16 protein-coding genes and 3 tRNA genes are annotated in these 25,830 nt (G+C 37.1%); 17 read left to right on the forward strand and 2 right to left on the reverse strand.

The window, feature by feature from the left end; genetic code table 11:
* Nucleotides 1-172 precede the first annotated feature (172 nt).
* Nucleotides 173-1,216, forward strand: a complete 1,044-nt coding sequence (gene recA / locus Bho11B_RS03435; protein WP_035006036.1) for a recombinase RecA — start codon at nt 173-175, stop codon at nt 1,214-1,216.
* Between the two features lie 204 nt (nt 1,217-1,420).
* Entirely contained in the window at nt 1,421-4,084 is a 2,664-nt protein-coding gene (gene alaS / locus Bho11B_RS03440) for an alanine--tRNA ligase (RefSeq protein ID WP_078673678.1), read from the forward strand.
* Nucleotides 4,085-4,178: 94 nt separating this feature from the next.
* Here alaS and Bho11B_RS03445 read toward each other — a convergent pair whose 3' ends face one another.
* A complete protein-coding gene (locus Bho11B_RS03445; RefSeq protein ID WP_078673679.1) occupies nt 4,179-5,966 on the reverse strand; it encodes a glucan ABC transporter ATP-binding protein/ permease in 1,788 nt (595 codons plus the stop codon).
* A gap of 200 nt (nt 5,967-6,166) precedes the next feature.
* Here Bho11B_RS03445 and Bho11B_RS03450 point away from each other — a divergent pair, with 200 nt between their 5' ends.
* Together Bho11B_RS03450 and Bho11B_RS03455 are read left to right on the forward strand one after the other, a co-directional pair.
* The gene (locus tag Bho11B_RS03450) at nt 6,167-7,150 is read left to right on the forward strand and encodes an RluA family pseudouridine synthase (protein WP_035006030.1); all 984 of its coding nucleotides are present in this window, start codon (nt 6,167-6,169) and stop codon (nt 7,148-7,150) included.
* 838 nt (nt 7,151-7,988) lie between these two features.
* Nucleotides 7,989-8,774: an ATP12 family chaperone protein gene (locus tag Bho11B_RS03455; RefSeq protein ID WP_078673680.1), complete on the forward strand. Its 786-nt coding sequence runs from the start codon at nt 7,989-7,991 to the stop codon at nt 8,772-8,774.
* A gap of 34 nt (nt 8,775-8,808) precedes the next feature.
* Here the strand turns inward: Bho11B_RS03455 and Bho11B_RS03460 are convergent, their stop codons facing one another.
* On the reverse strand, nt 8,809-9,627 hold the full coding sequence (locus Bho11B_RS03460; protein ID WP_078673681.1) for an RNA methyltransferase: 819 nt from the start codon (nt 9,625-9,627) through the stop codon (nt 8,809-8,811).
* 220 nt (nt 9,628-9,847) lie between these two features.
* Here Bho11B_RS03460 and Bho11B_RS03465 point away from each other — a divergent pair.
* The 13 genes from Bho11B_RS03465 to Bho11B_RS03525 all read left to right on the forward strand — a co-directional run bounded on the left by Bho11B_RS03465 (nt 9,848) and on the right by Bho11B_RS03525 (nt 24,802).
* Nucleotides 9,848-9,931: transfer RNA gene (locus tag Bho11B_RS03465), tRNA-Tyr, on the forward strand.
* 23 nt (nt 9,932-9,954) lie between these two features.
* Nucleotides 9,955-10,028, forward strand: a tRNA-Gly gene (locus tag Bho11B_RS03470).
* A gap of 168 nt (nt 10,029-10,196) precedes the next feature.
* A complete protein-coding gene (tuf, locus tag Bho11B_RS03475) occupies nt 10,197-11,372 on the forward strand; it encodes an elongation factor Tu (protein ID WP_035006025.1) in 1,176 nt (391 codons plus the stop codon).
* A 48-nt stretch (nt 11,373-11,420) separates the two neighbouring features.
* Nucleotides 11,421-11,493, forward strand: a tRNA-Trp gene (locus Bho11B_RS03480).
* Nucleotides 11,494-11,708: 215 nt separating this feature from the next.
* Nucleotides 11,709-11,921, forward strand: a complete 213-nt coding sequence (gene secE / locus Bho11B_RS03485) for a preprotein translocase subunit SecE (RefSeq protein ID WP_035006022.1) — start codon at nt 11,709-11,711, stop codon at nt 11,919-11,921.
* Nucleotides 11,922-11,941: 20 nt separating this feature from the next.
* Nucleotides 11,942-12,472 (forward strand): transcription termination/antitermination protein NusG, encoded by a 531-nt coding sequence (gene nusG, locus Bho11B_RS03490; protein WP_035006021.1) that lies wholly within the window; start codon nt 11,942-11,944, stop codon nt 12,470-12,472.
* A gap of 171 nt (nt 12,473-12,643) precedes the next feature.
* Nucleotides 12,644-13,072 carry a 50S ribosomal protein L11 gene (rplK, locus tag Bho11B_RS03495; RefSeq protein WP_078673682.1) on the forward strand — a complete coding sequence of 143 codons (429 nt, stop codon included), beginning with the start codon at nt 12,644-12,646 and terminating at the stop codon, nt 13,070-13,072.
* 4 nt (nt 13,073-13,076) lie between these two features.
* Nucleotides 13,077-13,781 carry a 50S ribosomal protein L1 gene (gene rplA / locus Bho11B_RS03500; protein WP_078673683.1) on the forward strand — a complete coding sequence of 235 codons (705 nt, stop codon included), beginning with the start codon at nt 13,077-13,079 and terminating at the stop codon, nt 13,779-13,781.
* 357 nt (nt 13,782-14,138) lie between these two features.
* Nucleotides 14,139-14,648, forward strand: coding sequence for a 50S ribosomal protein L10 (gene rplJ / locus Bho11B_RS03505; RefSeq protein ID WP_078674090.1), 510 nt, complete (start codon nt 14,139-14,141; stop codon nt 14,646-14,648).
* A gap of 113 nt (nt 14,649-14,761) precedes the next feature.
* Nucleotides 14,762-15,130, forward strand: coding sequence for a 50S ribosomal protein L7/L12 (gene rplL, locus Bho11B_RS03510; protein WP_035006015.1), 369 nt, complete (start codon nt 14,762-14,764; stop codon nt 15,128-15,130).
* Nucleotides 15,131-15,412: 282 nt separating this feature from the next.
* Nucleotides 15,413-19,561, forward strand: a complete 4,149-nt coding sequence (gene rpoB / locus Bho11B_RS03515; protein ID WP_035006013.1) for a DNA-directed RNA polymerase subunit beta — start codon at nt 15,413-15,415, stop codon at nt 19,559-19,561.
* 172 nt (nt 19,562-19,733) lie between these two features.
* Nucleotides 19,734-23,945, forward strand: coding sequence for a DNA-directed RNA polymerase subunit beta' (gene rpoC / locus Bho11B_RS03520; protein ID WP_078673684.1), 4,212 nt, complete (start codon nt 19,734-19,736; stop codon nt 23,943-23,945).
* A gap of 470 nt (nt 23,946-24,415) precedes the next feature.
* Nucleotides 24,416-24,802, forward strand: a complete 387-nt coding sequence (locus tag Bho11B_RS03525) for a MerR family DNA-binding transcriptional regulator (protein ID WP_035006010.1) — start codon at nt 24,416-24,418, stop codon at nt 24,800-24,802.
* The last annotated feature ends 1,028 nt before the right edge of the window (nt 24,803-25,830 follow it).

Raw genomic sequence — 25,830 nt, forward strand, 5'->3', positions numbered from 1 at the left:
TATCTCTTGAAGAAAACGTAGTTTCTTTTAAGTGGAGGGAATTGGATTTTGTTGAATCTAACTAAGAATAAAAGAAATAGTCTGTGAACATCCAAATTCGAGGCTTTAATTAGGCGAAGAGAACAGTATATACTGTATATTAAATTTGTTATAACTCACTAAGGATATAGTTGTGGATAAAACAAAAGCTCTAGAGGCTGCTCTTTCACAGATTGAACGTTCATTTGGTAAAGGCTCGATTATGCGTCTTGGGCAGAAAGAGCAAGTTGTTGAAATTGAGACCGTTTCGACTGGTTCGTTATCTTTGGATATTGCTTTGGGGGTAGGTGGACTACCAAAAGGGCGCATTATTGAGATTTATGGGCCAGAAAGTTCTGGGAAAACAACATTAGCTCTTCATTCTATTGCTGAAGCGCAGAAAAATGGTGGAGTTTGTGCTTTTGTTGATGCAGAACACGCTCTTGATCCTATTTATGCACGTAAACTTGGTGTTGATTTAGCAAATCTCTTTATTTCTCAGCCAGATACTGGTGAACAGGCATTGGAAATTACAGAAACACTTGTTCGTTCTGGTGCCGTTGATGTACTGGTTGTTGATTCAGTTGCAGCTTTGACACCACGTGCAGAAATTGATGGTGAAATGGGCGATTCTTTACCTGGATTACAAGCTAGGTTGATGAGTCAAGCATTACGAAAATTAACAGCATCGATTTTTCGCTCTAACTGTATGGTTATTTTTATCAATCAAATTCGTATGAAAATAGGTGTGATGTTTGGTTCTCCTGAAACAACAACAGGTGGAAATGCTTTAAAGTTTTATGCTTCTGTTCGTTTGGATATTCGTCGCATTGGAGCTATTAAAGATCGTGATACAATTATTGGGAGTCAGACTCGCGTTAAAATTGTAAAGAATAAGTTAGCACCTCCATTCAAGCAAGTTGAGTTTGATATTATTTATGGTGAGGGCATTTCTAAATTAGGAGAATTAATAGATTTAGGTGTTAAAGTTGGTCTTGTAGAAAAATCTGGTTCATGGTTCTCTTATAATTCTCAGCGTTTAGGGCAGGGGCGTGAAAATGCAAAGCAGTTTTTATGTGAACATACAGAGATAGCGGCTGAGATTGAAACAGCTTTACGACAGAATGCTGGTCTAATCGCAATTGAATTGCTAGAAAATTCTGGAGTAGAAAGTACAGAGGGTGAGGAAACAATCTGATATAATATTAGTTTGAATAGGATTCCTTTATTTAAAGTTTATTCTGTTTTTATTTGTTAGAATTTTGAAGTACAAGATCGTTTACTTTTTATTTTTTTGCAGAGAATATTTTTGTCTTGATTAAAGCACTAAAGCGAGCAAAGAGTGCTGTATTAGGTAGTTATTTGGTTTTGCGATTTTTTACTGTATTCTACAGGTGTAAATATGAATAGTGTTAATAGTATCAGGTCAGCTTTTCTGGATTATTTTCGTCGTAATGGACATGAAATTCTTTCTTCGAGTCCACTGGTTCCACGCAATGACCCTACATTGATGTTTACAAATGCAGGAATGGTTCAGTTTAAAAACGTTTTTACTGGACTTGAACAATACCCTTATAAACGAGCAACAACAGCGCAAAAATGTGTTCGTGCGGGTGGAAAGCATAATGATCTTGATAATGTTGGTTATACAGCGCGTCATCATACTTTTTTTGAAATGCTTGGGAATTTTTCTTTTGGTGATTATTTTAAAGAAGAAGCCATTTTTTTTGCATGGAATCTTTTAACCAAAGAGTTTTGTCTTTCGCAAGATAAATTGTTGGTCACAGTTTATCATACTGATAATATTGCAGCTGAATTATGGCGTAAAATTTCGGGGCTTCCGAACGAAAAAATTATCCGTATTGCAACCAATGATAATTTTTGGTCGATGGGAGATACAGGTCCATGTGGTCCTTGTTCAGAGATTTTTTATGATCATGGCGATGAAATTTTTGGTGGGCCTCCTGGAAGTGCTAATGAGGATGGTGATCGTTTTATTGAAATTTGGAATCTTGTTTTTATGCAATATGAGCAAGTTAATAAAGAAGAGCGAACTGAATTACCTTGTCCTTCTATTGACACTGGTATGGGATTAGAACGCATCGCAGCTGTTTTGCAAGGTGTTCATGATAATTATGATATTGATCTTTTTTGTAAATTAATTCACGCTTCACAGGAGATAACAGGTATAAAGGCAACGGGTGAGTTTGTTGCCAGCCATCGTGTTATTGCTGATCATCTCCGTTCTTCTGCGTTTTTGATTTCTGATGGTGTTCTTCCTTCCAATGAGGGACGAGGATATGTTTTACGTCGTATTATGCGTCGTGCTATGCGTCATGCTCATTTTCTTGGTGCTAAAGAGTCATTAATGAAGAAACTTTTGCCTGTTTTAATACGCGAAATGGGGCAAGCTTATCCCGAGTTAGTGCGTGCTGAGTCCTTAATTTCAGAAATCTTAAAGCTAGAAGAAACGCGTTTTCATAAAACTCTTGAACGAGGGCTTAGTTTATTAAATGAAGCAAGCATTGATCTTAAAGAAGGTGATCATTTGGACGGTGAAGTTGCCTTTAAACTTTATGATACATATGGTTTTCCACTTGATTTGACGCAAGATGCCCTTCGCTGTCGCGGAATATCTGTTGATATTGATGCTTTTGAAAAAGCAATGGAGCTTCAGAAAGCCGAAAATCGCGCCAATTGGTCTGGTTCTGGCGCATCAATAACAGAAACAATTTGGTTTTCTATTCGTGATAAGGTAGGCGCTACAGAATTTTTAGGTTATGAAACAGAAAAAGCTGAGGGCGTTATTACAGCTCTTGTTTGTGATGGTGAAATTGTTGATTATATTTCTTCAGGACAAGATGCTATGCTTGTTGTGAATCAAACACCTTTTTATGCTGAGTCTGGTGGGCAGGTAGGTGATAGTGGCGTTATTTCTGGTGAGTCTTTTGTTTTTGAAGTGCATGATACCCAGAGAAGGGGTGATGGGGTTTTTATTCACATTGGAGAAGTAAAATCTGGCCAAGCACAGATATCTGATTGTGTGGAACTGGCCGTTGATTCTGAACGTCGTAGAAAAATTCGTGCTAATCATTCTGCTACCCATTTATTGCATGAAGCTTTGCGTTGTATATTAGGGCCGCATATTGCACAGAAGGGATCTTTAGTATCTCCTAGTCGGTTGCGTTTTGATTTTTCTCACCCAAAGCCAATTTCATCAGAAGAATTAAAAAGAGTAGAAGATTTGGCAAATGATATTGTGCTGCAAAATAGTAAGGTCACAACCCGTTTGATGGCGCTGGATGATGCAATTTTGGGAGGAGCAATGGCATTGTTTGGGGAAAAATATGGTGATGAAGTTCGTGTTGTTTCTATGGGAGAGAGATGTGAACCAACAGAATTAACAAGGCATTGGTCAATTGAGCTTTGTGGGGGCACGCACGTGCAGAGAACAGGTGATATTGGTTTGATTCATATTGTTGGTGAAAGTTCTGTAGCTTCTGGAGTTCGTCGTATTGAAGCTTTAACGGGTACAACTGCACGCCTTTATTTACGTCAACAAGATAAGCGAATTTATGAAATGGCGAGTTTTTTAAAAACTTCTCCTGCTAATTTGGAAGAACGTATAAGGAATTTGCTTGATGATCGTCGTAAGTTTGAAAAAGAGTTGAATAATACACGTAAAAATGTTGCGCTGAATGGTGGAGCTCTACAGGGTAGAAAAGAGGACATTACAATTATTAATGGTATTTCTTTTATGGGGGGCGTTCTTAGAAACATTGCGGTGCGGGATCTTAAAGCGTTGGTAGATTCTGGAAAGAAGCAAATTAAATCTGGGGTGGTTGCTTTTATTAGTGTTTCGGAAGATGGCAAAGGAAGCGCTGTTGTTGGGGTTACTGATGATTTAATAAATATGTTGAATGCTGTTGATTTAGTGCGTGTTGTTTCCACTGTTCTTGGTGGCCAAGGTGGTGGTGGCCGTCCTGATATGGCACAGGCTGGTGGTTCCAAAGGAGATAAAGCTGATGAAGCGATTACGGCATTAAAAGCTTTTCTTAAAGGGTAATTTTTATTCTTGTTGTATGTTACAGTTTTTAAGAAAGCTTAAACTGTATATCGTTACATTAAATTTTTGTGTAAAAGCGTAGAAAACAAAAATTTTATGATGCAATAGCTTTGTGTAATGGCACTATGTTTTCATTTTCTGTTTTCGTTGTTTCTTGATCACTCATTAAGCCGCCAGTTTGTAATAATTTATAGAAGCGACCGCCTTTGCTAATCAGTTCTTGAAAGCTACCTTTTTCAATTAAACGGCCATGATCTAAAAATAATATAAGATCAGCATTGCGAACTGTTGAAAGACGGTGTGCTATAATAAAAGTGGTGCGGTTTTGACTTACACAATCGATAGCATCTTTAACACGAGCTTCTGTTTCAACATCAAGAGCACTTGTTGCTTCATCTAAAATAAGGATGGGTGCATTTTTTAAGATAGCACGTGCGATTGCTAATCGTTGTCTTTCTCCACCTGATAATTGTGAACCGCGCTCACCAACTAATGTATCATAACAATCATTTTTTTCTAGAATAAAGTCATGAGCAGCAGCTATCTTTGCAGCTTCATAAAGTTCTTCATCTGTTGCGGTTGTTTTGCCTATTGAAATGTTATCGCGAATACTACGGTTGAAAAGACCAGAATCTTGAAAGACTGTTGCTAAAGCTTTGCGCAAGGATTCACGATTAACTGTGCGTATATCTATTTCATCAATACTGATGTGCCCAATTGTAGGATCATATACGCGTTGTAACAAATTGATTAATGTTGTCTTTCCAGCACCTGTTGGCCCTACAATCGCAACGGTTTGTCCTGCTTTAACTTTAAATGAAATATCAAAAACACCTTGAGAGGAATTAAGAAATTTATAGGACACATGATGAAACTGAATTTCACCTTTAACATTTTGAAGAGAAGGAAGATTTTCTGGTGTATTGATATGAACAGTAGAGTCTTCCATTTCAAAAAAATCTTTTAGTTTTGCTTGTGAAGATATAGCTAAATTGATGAAATTGCTAATTTGATCAAGACGATTAATCATTAATTGAGCAAATCCAACAAAAGCAACAACTTCTCCTACTCGCACTTGGCCTTTTGTTACAAAAAAGGCGCCTAGAATCAGGACACACACTATTGAAATTGTTGAGGCCATTCGATTTAAGCCACTAGCGAGAGCCCACCAATTTAAAACAGGATTTTGGGCTTTAAGAAGATCAGCTGCGTGTTGATGAAGTATGGAGGTTTCCTCTAATATTCTATTATAACTTTGTACAATCGAAACGTTAGAAATTGAGTCACTGACATGCTTAAAAAGATTATGGTGGTAGCGTTCTACGGCTGCTTGTCCATCTTTTGTTTTTTGCATTACTAAACGTGCAATTAATACATAGATAATAGCGAGGACAAGCAAGACTATTGAAAGACGCCAATTCATTTTGAAAGCTATTGGCACGAGAACAAGTAATGCAACAAGAGTTGAGAGATGTTGACGCATAAAGTCAAGCCATATGGTTGACATAGAATCTATTGCACGTAGTAGTGTATGAAGAGCATTAGAAGTTCCACGTTGTTGATGCCAGATTAATGGCATAGCAATGATACGTTCAAAAGATTCTATTAAAACAGTCAAGCGACGTCTATGTGCTAAGCGGTCAGCACTACGTGCTACGAGTACGTAAGCAATAATATTAAAAACACCAAAGCCTACCCACATTATGAGGGTCGAAATAATGCCAGATTTATCTGCAATTGCATCAATAACGTGTCCAAATAAAATAGGTTCTATAATCGTAATTATAGCTAAAGTAACATTAGCTGAGCAGATTAAAATGGATGTATTTTTTTCTTTGTTGAGATAAGAAAGAACACGAGCATAAATTTTAAATAAAGACACAGATGATTATCTCCAATTCTCACTCAAGATTCTCTTAGCGATTGGTCTTTGAAACTAATAAAATTTATGCAGTAGGAGAATGCAATTTTGAATACGGATTGTAACGCAGCGTGATAACGTCAATTTATAAAATCATTTTTTGTGTTTATATACAGTAGGATGAGAATGTTAATAACAAATTTTATGATAAGAGAATTATTATGGTGGGCGTAAAAATAAAAAAGGTTGAAGCAGATGAAAATGGAATGCGTTTAGATCGTTGGTTTAAGGTGTACTATCCAGATGTTGGGTTTGGATATTTACAAAAACTTCTACGTTCTGGACAGATACGGGTTGATGGTGGACGTGTTAAAAATGATGTGCGCCTTGTTATGGGGCAATCTATTCGTGTGCCCCCTTTACTTATAGATAAAGAGGATAGCTTTCCTGTAATCAATAAAATCGTTTGTGGACAGGACAATGACATAATCTTAAAAGATATGCTTCTTTATGAAGATTCAAAAATTTTTGTTTTTAATAAACCAGCAGGTTTAGCGGTACAAGGCGGTTCTGGCTTGACGCGTCATGTTGATAGTATGCTTGAAGTATGGCGCAATAAAAAAGGCGAAAAACCGCGATTGGTTCATCGCATTGATCGTGAGACATCTGGTGTTCTTGTTGTGGCACGGTCAAGAGGAGCTGCGCAGGCTTTGACTGCTGCTTTTAGAACACGAGAAACAAAGAAAACTTATTGGGCATTGGTCCGGGGGGTGCCTAGAAAAAAGCAGGATAAAATTTCGACATGGATGGTCAGAGAAATAACTGCACAAGGTGATAAAATGCGTGTTTGTGAACGTAGACAACCAGATTCCAATCATGCAGTGTCTTATTATCGTGTTTTGGATACGCGAGGAAAAGCTCTTTCTTGGCTTGAAATGGAACCCTATACAGGAAGAACACATCAATTACGTGTTCATGCTGCTTATATAAATCATCCGATTATTGGCGATTCAAAATATTTTTTTTCTGATAGTAATTGGGACTTGCCAGGAGGAATGCAAAATCGGCTTCATCTTCATGCACGTCGTATCCGTATACCTCATCCTTCAGGAGGCATATTAGATGTTACTGCACCTTTACCACCTCATATGGTGCAAAGTTTTAATCTTTTCGCTTTTAACGAAATCGATGGTGATACAGAATAATAGAAACAATACTGTACTTTTTTTCCTTAATATTTATAACTAATTGATTTATAAAGGTAATATATTACTTTATTTTGAATTAAAGTTTAAAATAGAGTAACATTCTCTTATTTCAACCTATCTCATTTTAAAACAAATACAAAATCATTTATGTGTTACAAAAATAGTTAACATATAAATGAAAATCCTTTAAGAACTCTAGAAGCAGTAATGATATCAAGATATTAGATAAAAGTCTTTTAATATATTGATTCTTAAATAAAAATTAATAAAAAATCCAGAAGAAAGATCGTGTGGAAGGATTTTTAAAAATTATCTTTTGAATGAATGATCTATCTTATTAAAACTAGCGGGTACTTACTGAAAAGCATCAAAAGCAATATGCAGTTTAAATACTCAATATGTTTATAAAACATCTCCTATAACTGATATATTATGGTGTTGTGAGTATTATATTGTCGATTGAAATTACATTGCTTTTTAAATTAAACTCTTCCTTATTTTCCTATGAGATGGTGATATTATTACTATAAGTAATATTGGATGAACCTTTTCTACTTTATAAGACATTGCTTTAGCATTTATTGTTCCATGAAAATTAAGGATATTGATTTATAAATCAATGATTATAAGAGCTTATGAGCTGATGTTGAGATTATCATACAGAGATATAGTATAAGATTGTTGATAGTTAAATGGCATAATACTTTAGTATTTGTTGGAATGACTGTAGTTGATATGTTTTAAAATTGCTGTACAGTATTTTTGTAGCTAATAATTGCAAATTTTATTCTAGAAACCTTATTAGGCTTGTTGAAAATATTAAAGGTAGAAAAAAATGCGTGAAATTTTAGGTGATGTTGATACGTTATTGAATGAAGGTAATTCTTTTCATCATCCTCAAAAATTATCATGTCGGCCATTGCCTAAGCGGTTTTACGAAAAAGTAGACGTCACCTGTAAAGAAGGAAAATTTTTTATTTTACTAGATGGGAAACTATTAAAGACACCTGCAAAACGTGATTTTTTTCTACCGGTAGAAATGCTTGCTGGATTGGTAGCACAAGAATTTACTGCCCAAAAAGCGGTGATTGATCCAGCAAAAATGCCAATTACGCGTTTGGTTAATACTGTTATTGACGGTATAATTGATAATATGCAAATTATTTTTGAAGATCTGTTGCGTTTTGTTGCATGTGATATGATTTTTTATCGAGCACAAACACCAAAAGAATTAGTGAAACGACAATCTGAAAAATGGGACTTTTTACTTGATTGGGCAGAAGAAAGATTAGGTACACATTTTAATTTAGTAGAAGGTCTTATGCATGTTGAACAACCACCTGAGTCTATTCAAGCGGTGAGCAATTATTTACGCAAGATAGAATCTCCTTATACGTTAGCTGCACTTCATGCAATGACTACATTGACAGGATCAGCTCTTATTGCTTTTGCTGTAGCTGAGGGGAAGATTTGTACAGATGATGCTTGGGCTATAGCACATTTAGATGAAGATTGGACAATGGAACAATGGGGAAAAGATGAGGAAACAATAACACGTCGTGCTTATAAAAAGTCTGAGTTTAATGCAGCAGCTACAATTATTACTGTTTGCTCAAAATGAAATTCTCATTTCAATTTACTATAGGAGAATAAAGTTACTGTCTAAGGTATTTGTATACTGCGTAGAGCGCGATTGCTGCAGCATTTGAAACGTTTAATGACTTAATATCTCCAGGCAGATCAAGGCGTGCTAGTGAGTACACATTTTCCCGTGTTTTTTGACGTAAGCCTTTACCTTCTGCTCCTAAAATAAGGGAGATTTTAGTCCCTGTTAACGCTGTTTCTAAAGGAAATTTACCTTCTGAATCAAGTCCAAAACTAATAAAGTTCATTTGGTGAAGTTCTTGAAGTGCTTTAAAAAGATTGCGTACAGTAATGTATTCAATGAGTTCTAAAGCTCCAGACGCTGCTTTGGCAAGTACACCACTTTCTTGTGGTGAATGGCGATTAGTAGTAATGATTGCTCCAGCTTTAAAGGCTACGGCAGAGCGCATAATAGCACCAACGTTATGTGGATCAGTAATTTGATCCATGATAATGATAAGATCGGTATTTGTCAGTTCCGATAAAGAACGTGATTTTAGAGGTTCAGTTTCTAATACAATTCCTTGATGAACTGCTTCCCTTCCTACAAACATTTCCAGTTTTTTCGGTGAGCATGGTGTTATAGGACACGCTATATTTGATTCGTTTATATCAAGACGCTTTAAAGCATTTGGTGTAGCATACAGATGTCTTAAAATTCTTCTAGGATTCTTCAATGCTGCATGAACTGGATGAATACCATAAAGGTAAATTTGTTCTTTTTGTAATGGGATAGGTGGTTGTTTTACATATGTTGTAGATTGAAAAAAAGAGCCTTTTGTATCACGATATCGGCGACGAAGACGAGCATAATGAGAGTCTTTAGGCATATTTTTTTCATATTATGTTTATAATGGATTTGTATATAGAAATTTGTATATAGAAAAAATATAAAATTTTAAATTATTTAATAGAAAATTTGTAAAGAACCATATTTATTTTGTTGACAGATGCAATACTAAACGCCATAACCAACCCTCAGCCAGTCTAAACTTAGTAGAAAGAGATTGGTTGTAGTGATGCTTTATCGCCCAGCTCTACCGATGTAATGGAGGGGTGCCCGAGTGGTTAAAGGGGACGGACTGTAAATCCGTTGCGTATGCTACGTTGGTTCGAATCCAACCCCCTTCACCATTCATCAAATAGAGCTGATATGTGCGGGTATAGCTCAATGGTAGAGCAGCAGCCTTCCAAGCTGAATACGCGGGTTCGATTCCCGCTACCCGCTCCAGACATAAGCTGGCGATTGAGTAAAATGGTGGGTGTTTTCCATCATCATAATAAAGAGACGAATATTTTCGTTTTATAGTTGTTATGCCGGACTGAGGTATTAGTCCGGTTTGATTTGGTTCTGAGAACCTTTTTATACTAACTAATTTAAGACAAGAGATTGACGGCGATGGCAAAGAGCAAATTTGAACGTACGAAGCCGCATGTTAATATAGGTACGATTGGTCATGTTGATCATGGGAAGACTTCATTGACAGCAGCGATTACGAAGTATTTTGGTGAATTTAAAGCGTATGACCAAATTGATGCGGCGCCTGAGGAGCGGGCACGTGGTATAACGATATCTACTGCGCACGTTGAGTATGAAACGGAGAGCCGTCACTATGCTCACGTTGATTGTCCTGGTCATGCGGATTATGTTAAGAACATGATTACAGGAGCGGCCCAAATGGATGGTGCGATATTAGTTGTTTCTGCAGCAGATGGACCTATGCCTCAAACGCGTGAGCATATTTTGTTGGCCCGCCAGGTTGGAGTTCCAGCGATTGTTGTTTTTCTCAATAAAGTTGATCAGGTTGATGATAGCGAGCTTTTAGAGCTTGTAGAGCTTGAAGTTCGTGAGCTTTTATCGAAATATGATTTTCCGGGAGATGATATTCCTATAGTTAAGGGTTCGGCTTTGGCTGCGCTTGAGGATTCAAATAAGAGTATAGGTGAAGATTCTGTTCGTCTTTTGATGAGTGAAGTTGATAAATATATACCGACCCCTGAGCGTCCAGTTGATCAGCCGTTTTTGATGCCTATCGAGGATGTTTTTTCTATTTCTGGTCGTGGTACGGTTGTTACAGGTCGTGTTGAGCGTGGCATTATTAAAGTTGGTGAAGAGATAGAGATTATTGGAATTCGTCCTACATCTAAGACGACGGTTACCGGGGTTGAAATGTTTCGGAAACTTTTAGATCAAGGTCAGGCTGGTGATAATATAGGCGCTTTGCTTCGTGGAGTTGATCGTGAGGGGATTGAACGTGGTCAAGTATTGGCGAAACCTGGTTCTGTTACACCTCATACTAAATTTAAAGCTGAGGCTTATATTTTAACGAAAGATGAGGGGGGACGTCACACACCGTTTTTCACAAACTATCGTCCTCAATTTTATTTTCGTACGACCGATGTTACAGGTATAGTTACGCTTCCTGAAGGAACGGAAATGGTTATGCCGGGTGATAATGTTGCAATGGATGTTTCTTTGATTGTTCCAATCGCAATGGAAGAGAAGCTTCGTTTTGCGATCCGAGAAGGTGGTCGCACCGTTGGGGCCGGTATCGTATCTAAAATTATTGAATAGGTGAGATAAATTACTTAGGATATATTTAAAATATTTTTCTAAAAGATTAGGGGTATAGCTCAGTTGGTAGAGCGGCGGTCTCCAAAACCGCAGGTCGCGGGTTCAAGTCCTGCTGCCCCTGCCGTGGATTGTGATTTGAATCACAGTTAGAGAGAGGATAGACAGATTAGTTATGTTTATTTTCTTTTTTTTATATAGGGCTTGTTTTTTTGTACATGAATCTGTATTGAGTAAAAGATGATGGGATTGCGTAAGGATTGTTGTAACTTTTCGCATTTTTGTCATGTTTTTTATTGTATAGTTTGCAATAAGATTAGAAAGAATGTAGTGTGATTAATGGTATCTAAAATCAATCCTATTACCTTTTTAAAACAAGTTCGCGCAGAAACAGCTAAAGTAAAATGGCCTTCGCGTCGTGAAACAGTGATTTCTACTGTTATGGTGTTAGTGGTAACTGCATTGGCTTCAGTTTTCTTTTTTGTTGTGGATCAGACGGTAAATTTTGGTGTATGGCAGGGTATTGATCTTCTAAAGTATCTTTTTAGTTGATAGTGCAAGGAAATGTGACTGTGGCTGCTCGTTGGTATATTGTTCAAGCATATTCAAACTTTGAAAAAAAGGTAGCGGAAGCTATTGATAAAGAAGCAAAGCAAAAAGGGCTTGATCATTTATTTAAAAAAATTTTTGTTCCGACTGAGCGTGTTGTTGAAATTCGTCGTGGTCGTAAGGTCGATTCTGAGCGTAAATTCTTTCCTGGTTATATTCTTGTTTGTGCTGAGTTGACAGATGAGGTTTATCATCTCATTAAGAATACTCCTAAAGTGACAGGATTTTTAGGCTCAGATGCGCGTCCTGTTCCTATTTCTGATCGCGAAGCTGAGCAAATTCTTAAACAGGTTAAGGAAGGGGTTGAGTCTCCAAAATCTTCTATGTCATTTGAAGTAGGTGAGCAGGTTCGAGTAGCAGATGGGCCTTTTGTTTCTTTTAATGGTATCGTTCAAGAGGTTGAAGAAGAGCGCTCTCGCCTTAAGGTTGAAGTGTTAATTTTTGGGCGTCCTACGCCTGTTGATTTAGAGTTTGATCAGGTTGAAAAGCTTTGATTGGGCTTAAAGTGATTTTTTTGATCACTTTAAAAATATAGAGAAATGTATCAAGATAGAAGGTGATTTATGGCTTTTGCCAGCTTAATGATCCAGACTATCAAACTGCAGTGGTTTTTTGGCATAATTTAAGTAGCCAATTTACCAGTATAAATTTAGAGGCAGGGTATTATGGCAAAAAAAAGTGTAGGTCAGTTGAAATTACAGATTCCTGCAGGGGTGGCTACTCCATCACCTCCGATTGGTCCTGCTCTTGGGCAGCGTGGTATTAACATCATGGAGTTTTGTAAGGCTTTTAATGCAGCTACGCAGGAAATGGAAAAAGGTGCGCCGATTCCAGTAGTTGTTACTTACTATCAAGATAAGTCTTTTACGTTTTCATTGAAGACGCCTCCGGTATCTTTTTTTTTGAAAAAGGCAGCAAATTTAAAAAGTGGTTCTAAAGAGCCAGGTAAAGTGTTTGTGGGGACGATTTCTCGTGATAAGATTCATTCGATTGCGGAGGCAAAGATGAAAGATCTTAACGCAAATGATATTGAAGCAGCAATGCGCATGGTTGAAGGTTCTGCTCGCTCTATGGGCTTAGAGGTGTTAGGCTAATATTATGGTAAAGATAGCAAAGAGAATACATAAAATTCGTGAAGGTGTTGATTTTAATAAGCTTTACGCTTTAACAGATGCTATTTCAATGGTCAAAGAACGCGCTGTTGCTAAATTTGATGAAACAATCGAGATTTCGATGAATTTGGGTGTTGATCCTCGTCATGCAGATCAGATGGTTCGGGGTGTTGCTCATTTGCCTAATGAAACAGGTCGAAATGTTCGTGTTGCTGTTTTTGCGCGTGGCGTTAAAGCCGAAGAGGCTAAAGCTGCTGGTGCAGATATTGTGGGGGCTGAAGATTTATTTGAAACTGTTAATAGTGGAACAATTAATTTTGATAGGTGTATTGCAACACCAGATATGATGCCTCTTGTTGGTCGTCTTGGTAAAATTCTTGGTCCACGGAGTTTGATGCCGAATCCAAAAGTTGGTACTGTAACAATTGATGTTGCTAGTGCTGTTAAGGCTTCTAAAGGTGGTGCTGTTGAATTTCGTGTTGAAAAATCTGGTATTGTGCATGCTGGCATCGGTAAGGCTTCTCTGGGAATTGAGAAAATAGTGGAAAATATTAGAGCTTTTGTTAGTGCCGTTAATAAAGCTAAGCCGCAAGGTGCAAAGGGAGAATATATTAAGCGAGTTGCAGTTTCTTCAACTATGGGTGTTGGAATAAAGGTTGATCCTGCAACAGTTCGTTCAGAGACAATATGAAAAACTTGTGGTTTTATTGTGTATCTGATGGCTGAGATTATTTTAGTTATCAGTTTTAGTTGGCATTCAGTTATCTGAGCTTTATTAAGCTCAGGTCATACCGGGAGAAATTCCGGAATGTCCTGTCCGAGATTGTAGGTGATACCTTGTTTAGGTGTCTTAATTAGAAAAGGCCTGCATGAGATTGGGGTAAGAACTTTGAAGTTAATAAACTTAAAAGGTTTGAGCCAAGATTGCCTTTGATCGTTTATGCGTGAAGAAGGGGGCAGGATCCTCATCGTTAGCATAGAAGAATTTCATGCTATCAAAGGTAACCAACAGATTTGTTTTAATAGATCTGTTAAATGGAGAAAGACAGTGAATAAAGCGGAAAAAGGAAAATTTGTTGCATGGCTTAACAAGACTTTTCAAGAGTCAGGTTCTGTTGTTGTTGCACATTATTCTGGTTTGACTGTTTCGCAAATGAACGATCTTCGTTCAAAAATGAGTGAAGCAGGTGGTGCTATTAAAGTCGCCAAAAACCGTCTTGCTAAAATCGCTCTTCAGGGTACAAAATCTGAAGAAATGATGGATCTGTTCACTGGGCAAACACTTATTGCTTATTCAGAAGATCCAATTACAGCATCGAAAGTTGCTGTTGATTTCGCAAAGGCTAATGATAAATTTGTTATCCTTGGTGGCTCAATGGGTGAAACAAGTTTAAGTGTTGATGCTATAAAATCTTTGGCTTCATTGCCTTCATTGAACGAATTGCGGGCAAAAATTTTGGGTATGGTTTCTACTCCTGCAACCCGTATTGTTCAGGTTATTAATGCGCCTGCTGGTCAGGTTGCGCGTGTTATTGGTGCATATGCTCGAGGAGGATGAAGCAGCTATGCTGTTTTTTGTAATCTAAGCTTACAGAAATTCTTGATAGTTTTCTGTTTTTTTGGATAATTTCTAAACAATAATTCAAATCTTTTAAGTGAAGGAATTTTAAAATGGCTGATCTAGCAAAGATCGTAGAAGATCTTTCTAACCTTACTGTTTTGGAGGCTGCAGAGCTTTCAAAATTACTTGAAGAAAAATGGGGTGTTTCTGCTGCTGCTCCTGTGGCGGTTGCTGCTGTTGGTGCTGCTGCTCCAGCTGCCGAAGAGAAAACAGAATTTGATGTTATTCTTACAGATGGTGGTGCTCAAAAGATTAATGTTATTAAAGAAGTTCGGGCTCTTACGGGGCTTGGACTTAAAGAAGCAAAAGACTTAGTTGAGGGAGCGCCTAAGCCTATTAAAGAAGGTGCTTCTAAGGAAGAAGCAGAAAAAATTAAGGCCCAACTTGAAGCTGCTGGTGCTAAGGTTGAGCTTAAGTAAGTTTATTTTATTGGTAAATATTGATGTGTGCCAATTTCCCTGAGAAAAGGGGCTTGATTGAGATAATCCTTTTCCTTACAGTTTAGTAGCTGTAAGGGAATGGGCTGTTGTAAACGGCCTAATGGTAAAGTCAAATTAAGTAGATATATTGGTTGTTTAGATATATAAAAATTAGAGATACTTAAAAGGGTATCAAATGAGCTGGTCTGTATGTATGCAGACTGATGACATAAAGCTATCAAGGTTTAGTCTACCTTGAGCAGTAAAGATCGAGGAGCAACAATGGCTCAGACTTTAGCGATGATGTCCCAATTTAATGGCCGTAGACGTGTGCGTAAATTTTTTGGTAAGATTCCTGAAGTAGCAGAAATGCCGAATCTTATTGAAGTTCAGAAAGCTTCATATGATCAATTTCTTATGATTGAGGAACCGGAAGGCGGGCGTTTAGATGAAGGTTTGCAGGCTGTTTTTAAATCGGTGTTTCCTATTTCGGATTTTTCCGGAACAGCTATGCTTGAATTTGTTCGTTACGAATTTGATCCACCTAAATTTGATGTAGAAGAATGTCATCAACGTGATTTGACATATGCAGCGCCATTAAAGGTGATATTGCGTTTAATTGTCTTTGATGTTGATGAAGATACTGGTTCAAAAGATATTAAAGACATTAAAGAGCAAGGTGTCTATATGGGGGACATGCCTTTAATGACTGATAATGGTACGTTTGTAATTAATGGTACAGAGCGTGTTATTGTTTCGCAGATGCACCGCTCTCCAGGTGTCTTTTTTGATCATGATAAAGGAAAAACTCATTCATCAGGTAAATTTCTTTTTGCAGCTCGTGTGATTCCTTATCGTGGTTCGTGGCTTGATATTGAGTTTGATGCTAAAGATATTGTCTATGTTCGTATTGATCGGCGGCGAAAGATTCCAGTGACAAGTCTTTTAATGGCACTGGGTATGGATGCATCAGATATTTTGTCGACATTTTATAATAAAGTTTCTTATGAACGTACTAAGAATGGGTGGCGTACTCCTTATTCAGTTGATCGTTTTAGGGGCATGAAACTGGTTTCTGATCTTGTTGATGCAGATAGTGGTGAGGTTGTAGCAGAAGCTGGTAAAAAACTAACAGTTCGCGCTGCAAAGCTTTTAGAAGAAAAAGGTTTAAAAGCGATTGAAGTTAGTGAAGATGATTTGTTGGGATCCTATCTTGCAGAAGATATCGTAAATTATCAAACAGGTGAGATTTATCTTGAAGCTGGAGATGAAATTGATGAAAAAACATTAAAGATTTTGTCTGATGTTGGTGCTGATCAGATTAATATTCTTGATATTGATCATATGAATGTTGGTGCATACATTCGTAATACCTTAAAAGTGGATAAAAATGAAAGCCGGCAGGATGCTTTATTTGATATTTATCGAGTAATGCGTCCAGGTGAACCGCCAACAATTAATACAGCAGAGGCTATGTTTCATTCATTGTTTTTTGATCCAGAGCGTTATGATCTTTCAGCTGTTGGGCGAGTTAAGATGAATTTGCGTATGGGGCTTGATTGTCCAGATACAGTTCGCATTTTGCGCCAAGAAGATATTCTTGCTGTTGTTAAAATGTTAGTTGAATTGCGTGATGGTCGTGGTGAGATTGATGATATTGATAATCTTGGCAATCGTCGTGTTCGGTCGGTTGGAGAATTGATGGAAAATCAATATCGGATTGGTTTACTTCGTATGGAACGTGCAATCAAAGAACGTATGTCGTTGGTTGAAATTGATACTATTATGCCACAGGATTTGATTAACGCAAAGCCAGCAGCAGCTGCAGTTCGCGAGTTTTTTGGGTCCTCACAATTATCGCAATTTATGGATCAAACCAATCCATTGTCAGAAATTACCCATAAGCGTCGTCTTTCTGCTCTTGGTCCAGGTGGTTTAACCCGTGAGCGGGCAGGTTTTGAAGTGCGCGATGTGCATCCTACGCATTATGGTCGTATTTGTCCGATTGAAACACCGGAAGGACCGAATATTGGTCTGATTAATTCTTTAGCAACATTTGCTCGGGTTAATAAGTATGGCTTCATTGAAAGTCCATACCGAAAGATTATTGATGGTAAGGTAACGAAAGAAGTTATTTATCTTTCTGCTATGGAAGAATCAAAACATTATGTGGCTCAGGCAAACTCTTCATTGGATGCAGAAGGACGTTTTACGGAAGAATTTGTTGTCTGTCGTCATGCTGGTGAAGTTTTAATGGCGCCGCGTGATCATATAGATTTGATGGATGTTTCGCCAAAACAGTTAGTTTCTGTAGCTGCTGCCCTTATTCCATTTTTAGAAAATGATGATGCAAATCGTGCGCTGATGGGATCTAATATGCAACGTCAAGCAGTTCCACTTTTGCGTGCAGAGGCACCTCTTGTTGGTACAGGTATGGAAGCAATAGTTGCTTGTGATTCGGGTGCTGCTATTGGTGCAAAACGTGGTGGTATTGTTGATCAAGTTGATGCAATGCGTATTGTTATTCGTGCAACAGAGGATTTAGATCCTTCAAAGTCTGGTGTTGATATCTATCGTTTGCAGAAATTTCAGCGTTCCAATCAGTCTACCTGTATTAATCAGCGTCCTCTCGTACACGTAGGAGATCGGATAGAAAAGGGTGATATTATTGCTGATGGTTCATCTACAGATCTTGGTGATTTAGCTCTTGGGAGAAATGTTCTTGTGGCATTTATGCCTTGGAATGGTTATAATTATGAGGATTCTATTTTACTTTCTGAGCGCATTGTTGCTGATGATGTATTTACTTCGATTCATATTGAAGAGTTTGAGGTTGCTGCACGTGATACAAAGCTTGGGCCAGAAGAAATTACCCGCGATATTCCTAATGTTGCAGAAGAGGCATTAAGAAATCTTGATGAAGCAGGTATTGTTTATATTGGTGCTGAAGTTCATCCAGGTGATATTTTAGTTGGTAAAATTACACCAAAAGGTGAAAGTCCAATGACGCCGGAAGAAAAGCTTTTACGTGCGATTTTTGGTGAAAAAGCTTCGGATGTTCGTGATACTTCTATGCGAATGCCTCCTGGAACTTTTGGTACTGTTGTAGAAGTTCGTGTTTTTAACCGCCATGGCGTAGAAAAAGATGAGCGCGCAATGGCAATTGAACGTGAAGAAATTGAGCGTTTGGCTAAAGATCGTGATGATGAGCAATCAATTTTGGATCGGAGTGTTTATGCACGTCTTGCGGATATATTAACAGGTAAAGTTGCGATAGAAGGTCCAAAAGGTTTTTCCAAAGGAAAGACTCTTGATAGTACAGTGATGGAACAGTATCCACGATATCAGTGGTGGCAGTTTGCTGTTGAGGATGAGAAACTTCAGAATGAAATTGAAGCTTTGCATAAGCAGTATGATGAATCAAAAAAAGCACTGCAACGTCGTTTTATGGATAAGGTTGAAAAAGTTCAAAGAGGCGATGAAATGCCTCCTGGTGTTATGAAGATTGTGAAGGTTTTTGTTGCAGTGAAGCGCAAAATTCAACCAGGAGATAAAATGGCAGGACGTCACGGTAATAAAGGTGTTGTGTCACGTATTCTTCCAGTAGAAGATATGCCATTTCTTGAGGATGGAACGCATGCCGATATTGTTTTGAATCCTTTGGGTGTGCCAAGTCGTATGAATGTTGGCCAAATTCTTGAAACACACCTTGGTTGGGCGTGTGCGGGTATGGGTAAAAAAATTGGTGATTTAATAAAGCTTTATCAGGAAACCGGAGATATATTGCCTTTGCGTCAACGTATTGAAAATCTCATTCCTGATGATGATCGTAATGAGCCGGTTCGCCACTATGATAATGAAAGTCTTATTAAGTTAGCACTTCAGATGAAGCAAGGCGTTTCGATTGCAACACCTGTTTTTGATGGAGCCCATGAAGCTGATATTAATATGATGTTGGAAGATGCAGGCTTAGATAGTTCAGGACAAGTTACGCTTTATGATGGTCGTACTGGAGAGCCTTTTGATCGTCCAGTGACTGTAGGATATATCTATATGCTTAAATTGCATCACCTTGTTGATGATAAGATACATGCGCGTTCAATTGGACCTTATTCACTTGTTACACAGCAGCCGTTAGGAGGTAAGGCTCAATTTGGTGGTCAACGTTTTGGTGAGATGGAGGTTTGGGCACTTGAAGCTTATGGTGCTGCGTATACTTTGCAGGAGATGTTGACGGTTAAATCAGATGATGTGGCCGGTCGAACGAAAGTTTATGAAGCTGTTGTTCGTGGTGATGATACATTTGAAGCAGGTATTCCTGAAAGCTTTAATGTATTAGTTAAGGAAATGCGTTCTCTTGGTCTTAATGTAGAGCTTGATGATGCACGTGAACTTATTGCACAACGAGTAATATCTGATTCAGAAGGTTAATTTTGAGGAAGCATATTTTAAAATAGTATGCTCTGATTTTTTTATAAAGTTATAATAGAGAAATTTCTATTAGATGGCGGAACATTTTAAAAGTGAAAACAAGTCTCAAATAAAGCTTTAACAAAGAGAAAAGCTATTGTGGCTAGTTTTAGAATCTTTGAAGGAGAACAGCATGAACCACGAGGTCATGAATCTTTTCAATCCTCAGGCACCAGTGCAGACATTTGACTCTATTCGTATTTCTATTGCGAGTCCTGAGAAGATTCTGTCTTGGTCATATGGTGAAATTAAAAAACCAGAGACTATCAACTACCGGACATTTAAGCCAGAGCGTGATGGTCTTTTTTGTGCTCGTATATTTGGCCCTATTAAAGATTATGAATGTTTATGTGGTAAATATAAACGTATGAAATATAAGGGTATTATCTGTGAGAAATGTGGTGTAGAAGTCACTCTTTCACGGGTGCGTCGTGAGCGTATGGGTCATATTGAGCTTGCAGCTCCCGTAGTTCATATTTGGTTTCTTAAGTCATTACCTGGTCGTATTTCTACTCTTTTAGATTTGACTTTAAAAGATATCGAAAGAGTTCTTTATTTTGAGAATTATATTGTTACAGAACCAGGATTGACATCTCTTAAGTTACATCAGCTTTTATCAGAAGAAGAATATATGCTTGCTGTTGATGAATTTGGAGAGGATCAATTTTCAGCTATGATTGGTGCAGAGGCTATTTATGAGCTTCTTGCGGGAATGGAATTGGATAAAATTGCTAATGATTTGCGTATGGAGTTAGCGGAAACAACTTCAGAATTAAAACAGGCAAAACTGATTAAACGGCTTAAGATCGTTGAGAATTTTCTTGAATCTGGTAATAAACCAGAGTGGATGATTATGAAAACTATTCCAGTCATTCCACCAGATTTGCGTCCATTGGTTCCATTAGATGGTGGTCGTTTTGCTACCTCAGATTTGAATGATCTTTATCGACGTGTTATTAACCGGAACAACCGCTTAAAGCGATTAATTGAGTTGCGTGCTCCTGGAATTATTATCCGCAATGAAAAGCGTATGGTGCAAGAAGCCGTTGACGCGTTATTTGATAATGGTCGTCGCGGGCGTGTGATTACTGGCGCAAATAAGCGTCCATTAAAATCCCTTTCAGATATGCTAAAAGGTAAGCAAGGACGTTTCCGTCAGAATCTACTTGGGAAGCGTGTTGATTATTCAGGTCGCTCTGTTATCGTAACAGGTCCTGAATTGAAATTACATCAATGTGGTCTTCCGAAAAAAATGGCTCTTGAGTTATTTAAGCCTTTTATTTATGCGCGACTTGATGCAAAGGGATATTCATCTACTGTAAAGCAGGCCAAGAAGCTTGTTGAAAAGGAACATCCAGAAGTTTGGGATATCTTAGATGAGGTTATTCGTGAACATCCTGTGTTGCTGAATCGTGCGCCGACACTTCACCGCTTAGGAATTCAGGCTTTTGAACCTATCTTGATTGAAGGGAAAGCTATACAACTTCATCCGTTAGTGTGTACAGCATTTAACGCAGATTTTGACGGTGATCAGATGGCTGTTCACGTCCCTCTCTCTCTTGAAGCGCAGCTTGAAGCTCGTGTTTTGATGATGTCAACCAATAATATTCTTCATCCAGCTAATGGTGCACCGATTATTGTTCCATCACAGGATATGGTTCTTGGTCTTTACTACCTTTCAATTGTTTCTGAAAAAGAACCAGGTGAAGGGATGGCTTTTGCAGATATGGGTGAATTGCATCATGCTCTAGAAAATAAAATTGTAACTTTGCATACAAAAATTAAAGGCCGTTTTAAGGATCTTAATAAGGATGGTGAAGTTGTTTCGAAACTCTATGATACAACACCTGGTCGTTTAATTATTGGTGAACTTTTACCAAAAAATCCGAATATTTCGTTTGATATTGTTAATCAAGAAATGACTAAAAAGAATATTTCTAAAATGATTGACCAAGTTTATAGACATTGTGGGCAAAAAGAAACTGTGATTTTCTGTGATCGTATCATGCAGCTTGGCTTTTCTCATGCTTGTCGTGCTGGAATTTCATTTGGTAAAGGTGATATGGTTATTCCTGATAGTAAGTCTCATTTAGTAGCAGAAACGGAAGCTCTTGCTAAGGAATATGAGCAGCAATATAGTGATGGTTTAATTACCCAAAGTGAGAAATATAACAAAATCGTTGATGCTTGGGGTAAATGTACCGATCGTGTTGCCGATGAGATGATGAAGCGTATTCAAGCAATTGAATTTGATCCTAAGACAGGTCGTAAACGGCAAATGAATTCAATTTATATGATGTCACATTCCGGTGCGCGTGGTTCTGCTAATCAGATGAGGCAGTTGGCTGGGATGCGCGGGTTAATGGCAAAACCGTCGGGTGAAATTATTGAAACACCAATTATTTCTAATTTTAAAGAAGGTTTGACTGTTAATGAATACTTTAATTCAACGCACGGTGCACGTAAAGGGCTTGCTGATACTGCTTTAAAAACTGCTAACTCTGGTTATTTAACGCGGCGTCTTGTTGATGTTGCGCAAGATGCTATTATTTCAACGGTTGATTGTGGTACTATGAAAGGCCTTACTATGCAGCCAATCGTTGATTCAGGACAAATTGTTGCTTCTCTTGGTCAGAGAATTCTTGGTCGTACGGCACTTCTTGATATTTTGCATCCAGTTTCTGGTGAGGTTATTCTTGAAGGTGGTGCAATGATTGAAGAATCTGATGTTGCTAAGATTGAAGAGGCAGGGATTCAGTCTGTTCAAATACGTTCTGCTTTGACCTGTGAAACGCGTCTTGGTGTTTGTGCTAAGTGCTATGGTCGTGATTTAGCACGTGGAACATTGGTTAATCAGGGGGAAGCAGTTGGTGTTATTGCAGCTCAATCAATTGGTGAGCCAGGAACTCAACTTACGATGCGTACTTTCCACTTAGGTGGAACAGCACAGGTTGTTGATTCATCTTATTTTGAGGCGTCTTATGAGGGTACAATAGAAATTCGTAACCGCAACGTGGTTAGGAATTCTGAAGGCCATTTGGTGGTTATGGGGCGCAATATGGCTATTATTATTAAGGATGAGGCTGGTAAAGAACGTGTTGTACATCGTATTAGTTATGGAGCACGTATTTTTGTTGATGATGGTGATGTTGTAAAATGCGGTCAACGTATAGCAGAGTGGGATCCTTATACACGGCCAGTTCTGACTGAAGTCGATGGTTATATAGGTTTTGAAGATATGGTTGATGGTTTATCAGTTACTGAAACAGCTGATGAATCTACAGGTATTACTAAGCGTTTGGTGATTGATTGGCGTGCTAACCCACGTGGTGCTGAGCTAAAACCAGCGATTATCATCTATACAGATAAGAAAAGCGAAACTATTGCTAAATTGTATAAAGGTGGCGAGGCCCGTTATATGATGTCGGTAGAGACAATTCTTTCTGTTGAGCCTGGTTCTTATGTTAAGGCAGGCGATGTTATTGCACGTTTGCCAATGGAAAGCGCTAAAACTAAGGATATTACCGGTGGTTTGCCACGTGTAGCTGAGCTTTTTGAAGCACGTCGTCCAAAGGATCATGCTATTATTGCTGAAATTAGTGGTACAGTTCGATTTGGTCGTGGTTATAAAAATAAACGCCGTATTATTATTGAACCACATGATGAATCCCTTGAACCAATAGAATATTTAATTCCAAAGGGTAAATTATTTCATTTGCAAGAGGGTGATCAGATTGAGAAAGGTGATTATATCCTTGATGGTAATCCAGCGCCTCACGATATTTTGGCAATTAAAGGTGTTGAAGCTTTGGCGTCTTATCTTGTTAATGAGATTCAGGAAGTTTACCGTTTACAGGGTGTTTTGATTAATGATAAGCACATTGAAGTGATTGTTCGCCAGATGTTGCAAAAAGTTGAAATTACTGAAGCTGGTGATTCTGGTTATATTGCAGGTGATCATGTTGATCGTATTGAGTTAGACGAAATCAATGATAATCTAATTGCGGAAGGTAAAAAACCTGCAGTAGGTAATCCTATACTTCTTGGAATTACAAAAGCATCTCTTCAGACACCCTCTTTTATTTCAGCAGCGTCATTTCAGGAAACAACGCGTGTGCTTACTGAAGCGGCAGTTTCTGGAAAAATTGATACTCTGCAAGGGCTTAAAGAAAATGTTATTGTTGGTCGGCTTATACCTGCAGGTACAGGTGGTGCGATTGCCCAAATTCGTCGTATTGCTACTGTTCGTGATGATTTGATTATGAATGAGCGCCGAAAATCCAGTGATGACGAAACCACGAAAGCTATGTTAACAAATATGACAACTAGTACTGTTGCAGAATGATTAATAATGCTAAGAAAGATGTAAAGCGCCTGAAATAAAATTAGGCATTTTTATTAGGCTTTAAAATTCAGAATAGCATTTCTGATAAATGTGTTTTTATAAAAGTTTTATAAGGTGATCTTAGATTTAAGAAATTTTAATGTAAATTAAAATTTTTAATTATAATATTTAGTATTTTGATTGTTCTACTATAAGTTTGCGATATTTAGGTAATTAGGAAGAGAAATTTATTTTTGTATATTGAAAATTGAAAGATCTATAAAATAAATGGTAGTTGTTTGTTACCTTTCAAGGGATAAGATAAAGAAGTTAGATTATTTGATAAAAAAGGTATTCTTTTTAGAAAGTTTTCTTCAGTTTATATTTTTTATCTTTCAAAAGAAAACAATAAGAAAATTCTAACTAAGATTTGATAAAAAGCCTATACGTTTTGGATAACAATGTAGTTGATTTATTGAACAGATATTAGAATGCAAGGATATTATTCAATTGATGATTTAACTCAAGAGTTTTCAATAACTGCTCGGACTTTGCGTTATTATGAAGAAGAAGGATTACTTACGCCTTTTCGGCGTGGGCGTAAGCGGTTGTATACGCAAATGGACCGTTGTAAATTGAAGCAAATATTACAGGCTAGGAGGGTTAATTTTTCCTTATCTGAGATATCCAATATATTCGCAATAGATAGAAAACCACCTGATAATGAAAAAAAACTTAAAGAATTAATTGAAACTATCAATAAAAAACGTGCTGATTTGCGGCAGATGCAGAGCGATATTACTGATTTATTAAATGATTTAGAATGTATCGAAGAGACTTTTTTTGAGAGTTTAGCTGAATTAGGAGTTAATCGTTAACTTTAAGTTTTATAAGTTTGACTAAAAACTTAGTAAAATTCTATCTCAAAATTAAGGTGTCTTTTAGTGATATTTATAGTGATATTTATACTAATATAAAAAGAAATTACGTGTAACACTAAAATACTAAATATCAAAACTTGGATTGAGAAACACTAAACTCAAAATTGATTTGAGTAATTTTAGCTGTTGCAGTAGCCGGAATTGGGGAAGACGGTTATCCTCTTTTTTTGATCTAGGAATAAGAGCAAACTTAGTGTGAACAATTTTTATGTCTTTTCAAGAATAAGTAATACATATTGATATAGTGCATGAAACACTTAAATTATTGATTACAGTATCAAAAATTAATTTGTTGTATAAACACGGAAATTATATCATAGAATTACTATCTGTTCTATGTATTATAATATTTTTGTAAGGAAATAAAAACTTACAAGAGAAGTTGTAGAGATTATAGCAGTCAAATAACAATTTTAAATGCAGTTATCATACTTTATGATAGGATTTTTTCGCAAAATAATGTAAACAATAAGCGTTCAAGAGATACCACCGTATTTCTGTTTATGTTTGGTACGATGTATTTTGTCTTGTTCTTTATTTAATATTCTATGTGTTTATAAATTTTTACATAATCATATTTTTTGCAATTAATGGTTCCCGTTGTTAAATAAAATAAGATTTTCAGAAATACATATAGTTGATTTTATTGATAATTTTAATGAGTTCTTCTTAATACCATAATAAGAGCAGATTATGCGGTTTAATGTTGTAATAATAAAGGTTATTTTATGCTTTATTGAATATTTATGTGCATTATGATACTCGCGCTATTTTTTCCTTATTGTTTTTGTTAAAGCTTGGTGAGTTTTTATATTTTATAAAGATTAGGCAATTGAAATATGCATTAAAGTATAGTTTCTGCAAATGATTTTAAAAATATAGAATCTATTGATTTTATCCCATTTTTATATAATTCATTGGTGAGAGAAAGCCATAGTAAGCAGAAAAAAAGAGATAAGATTAGC

Origin of the sequence: Bartonella sp. 11B (assembly GCF_002022625.1) — a bacterium.
Classification (GTDB): domain Bacteria; phylum Pseudomonadota; class Alphaproteobacteria; order Rhizobiales; family Rhizobiaceae; genus Bartonella; species Bartonella rochalimae.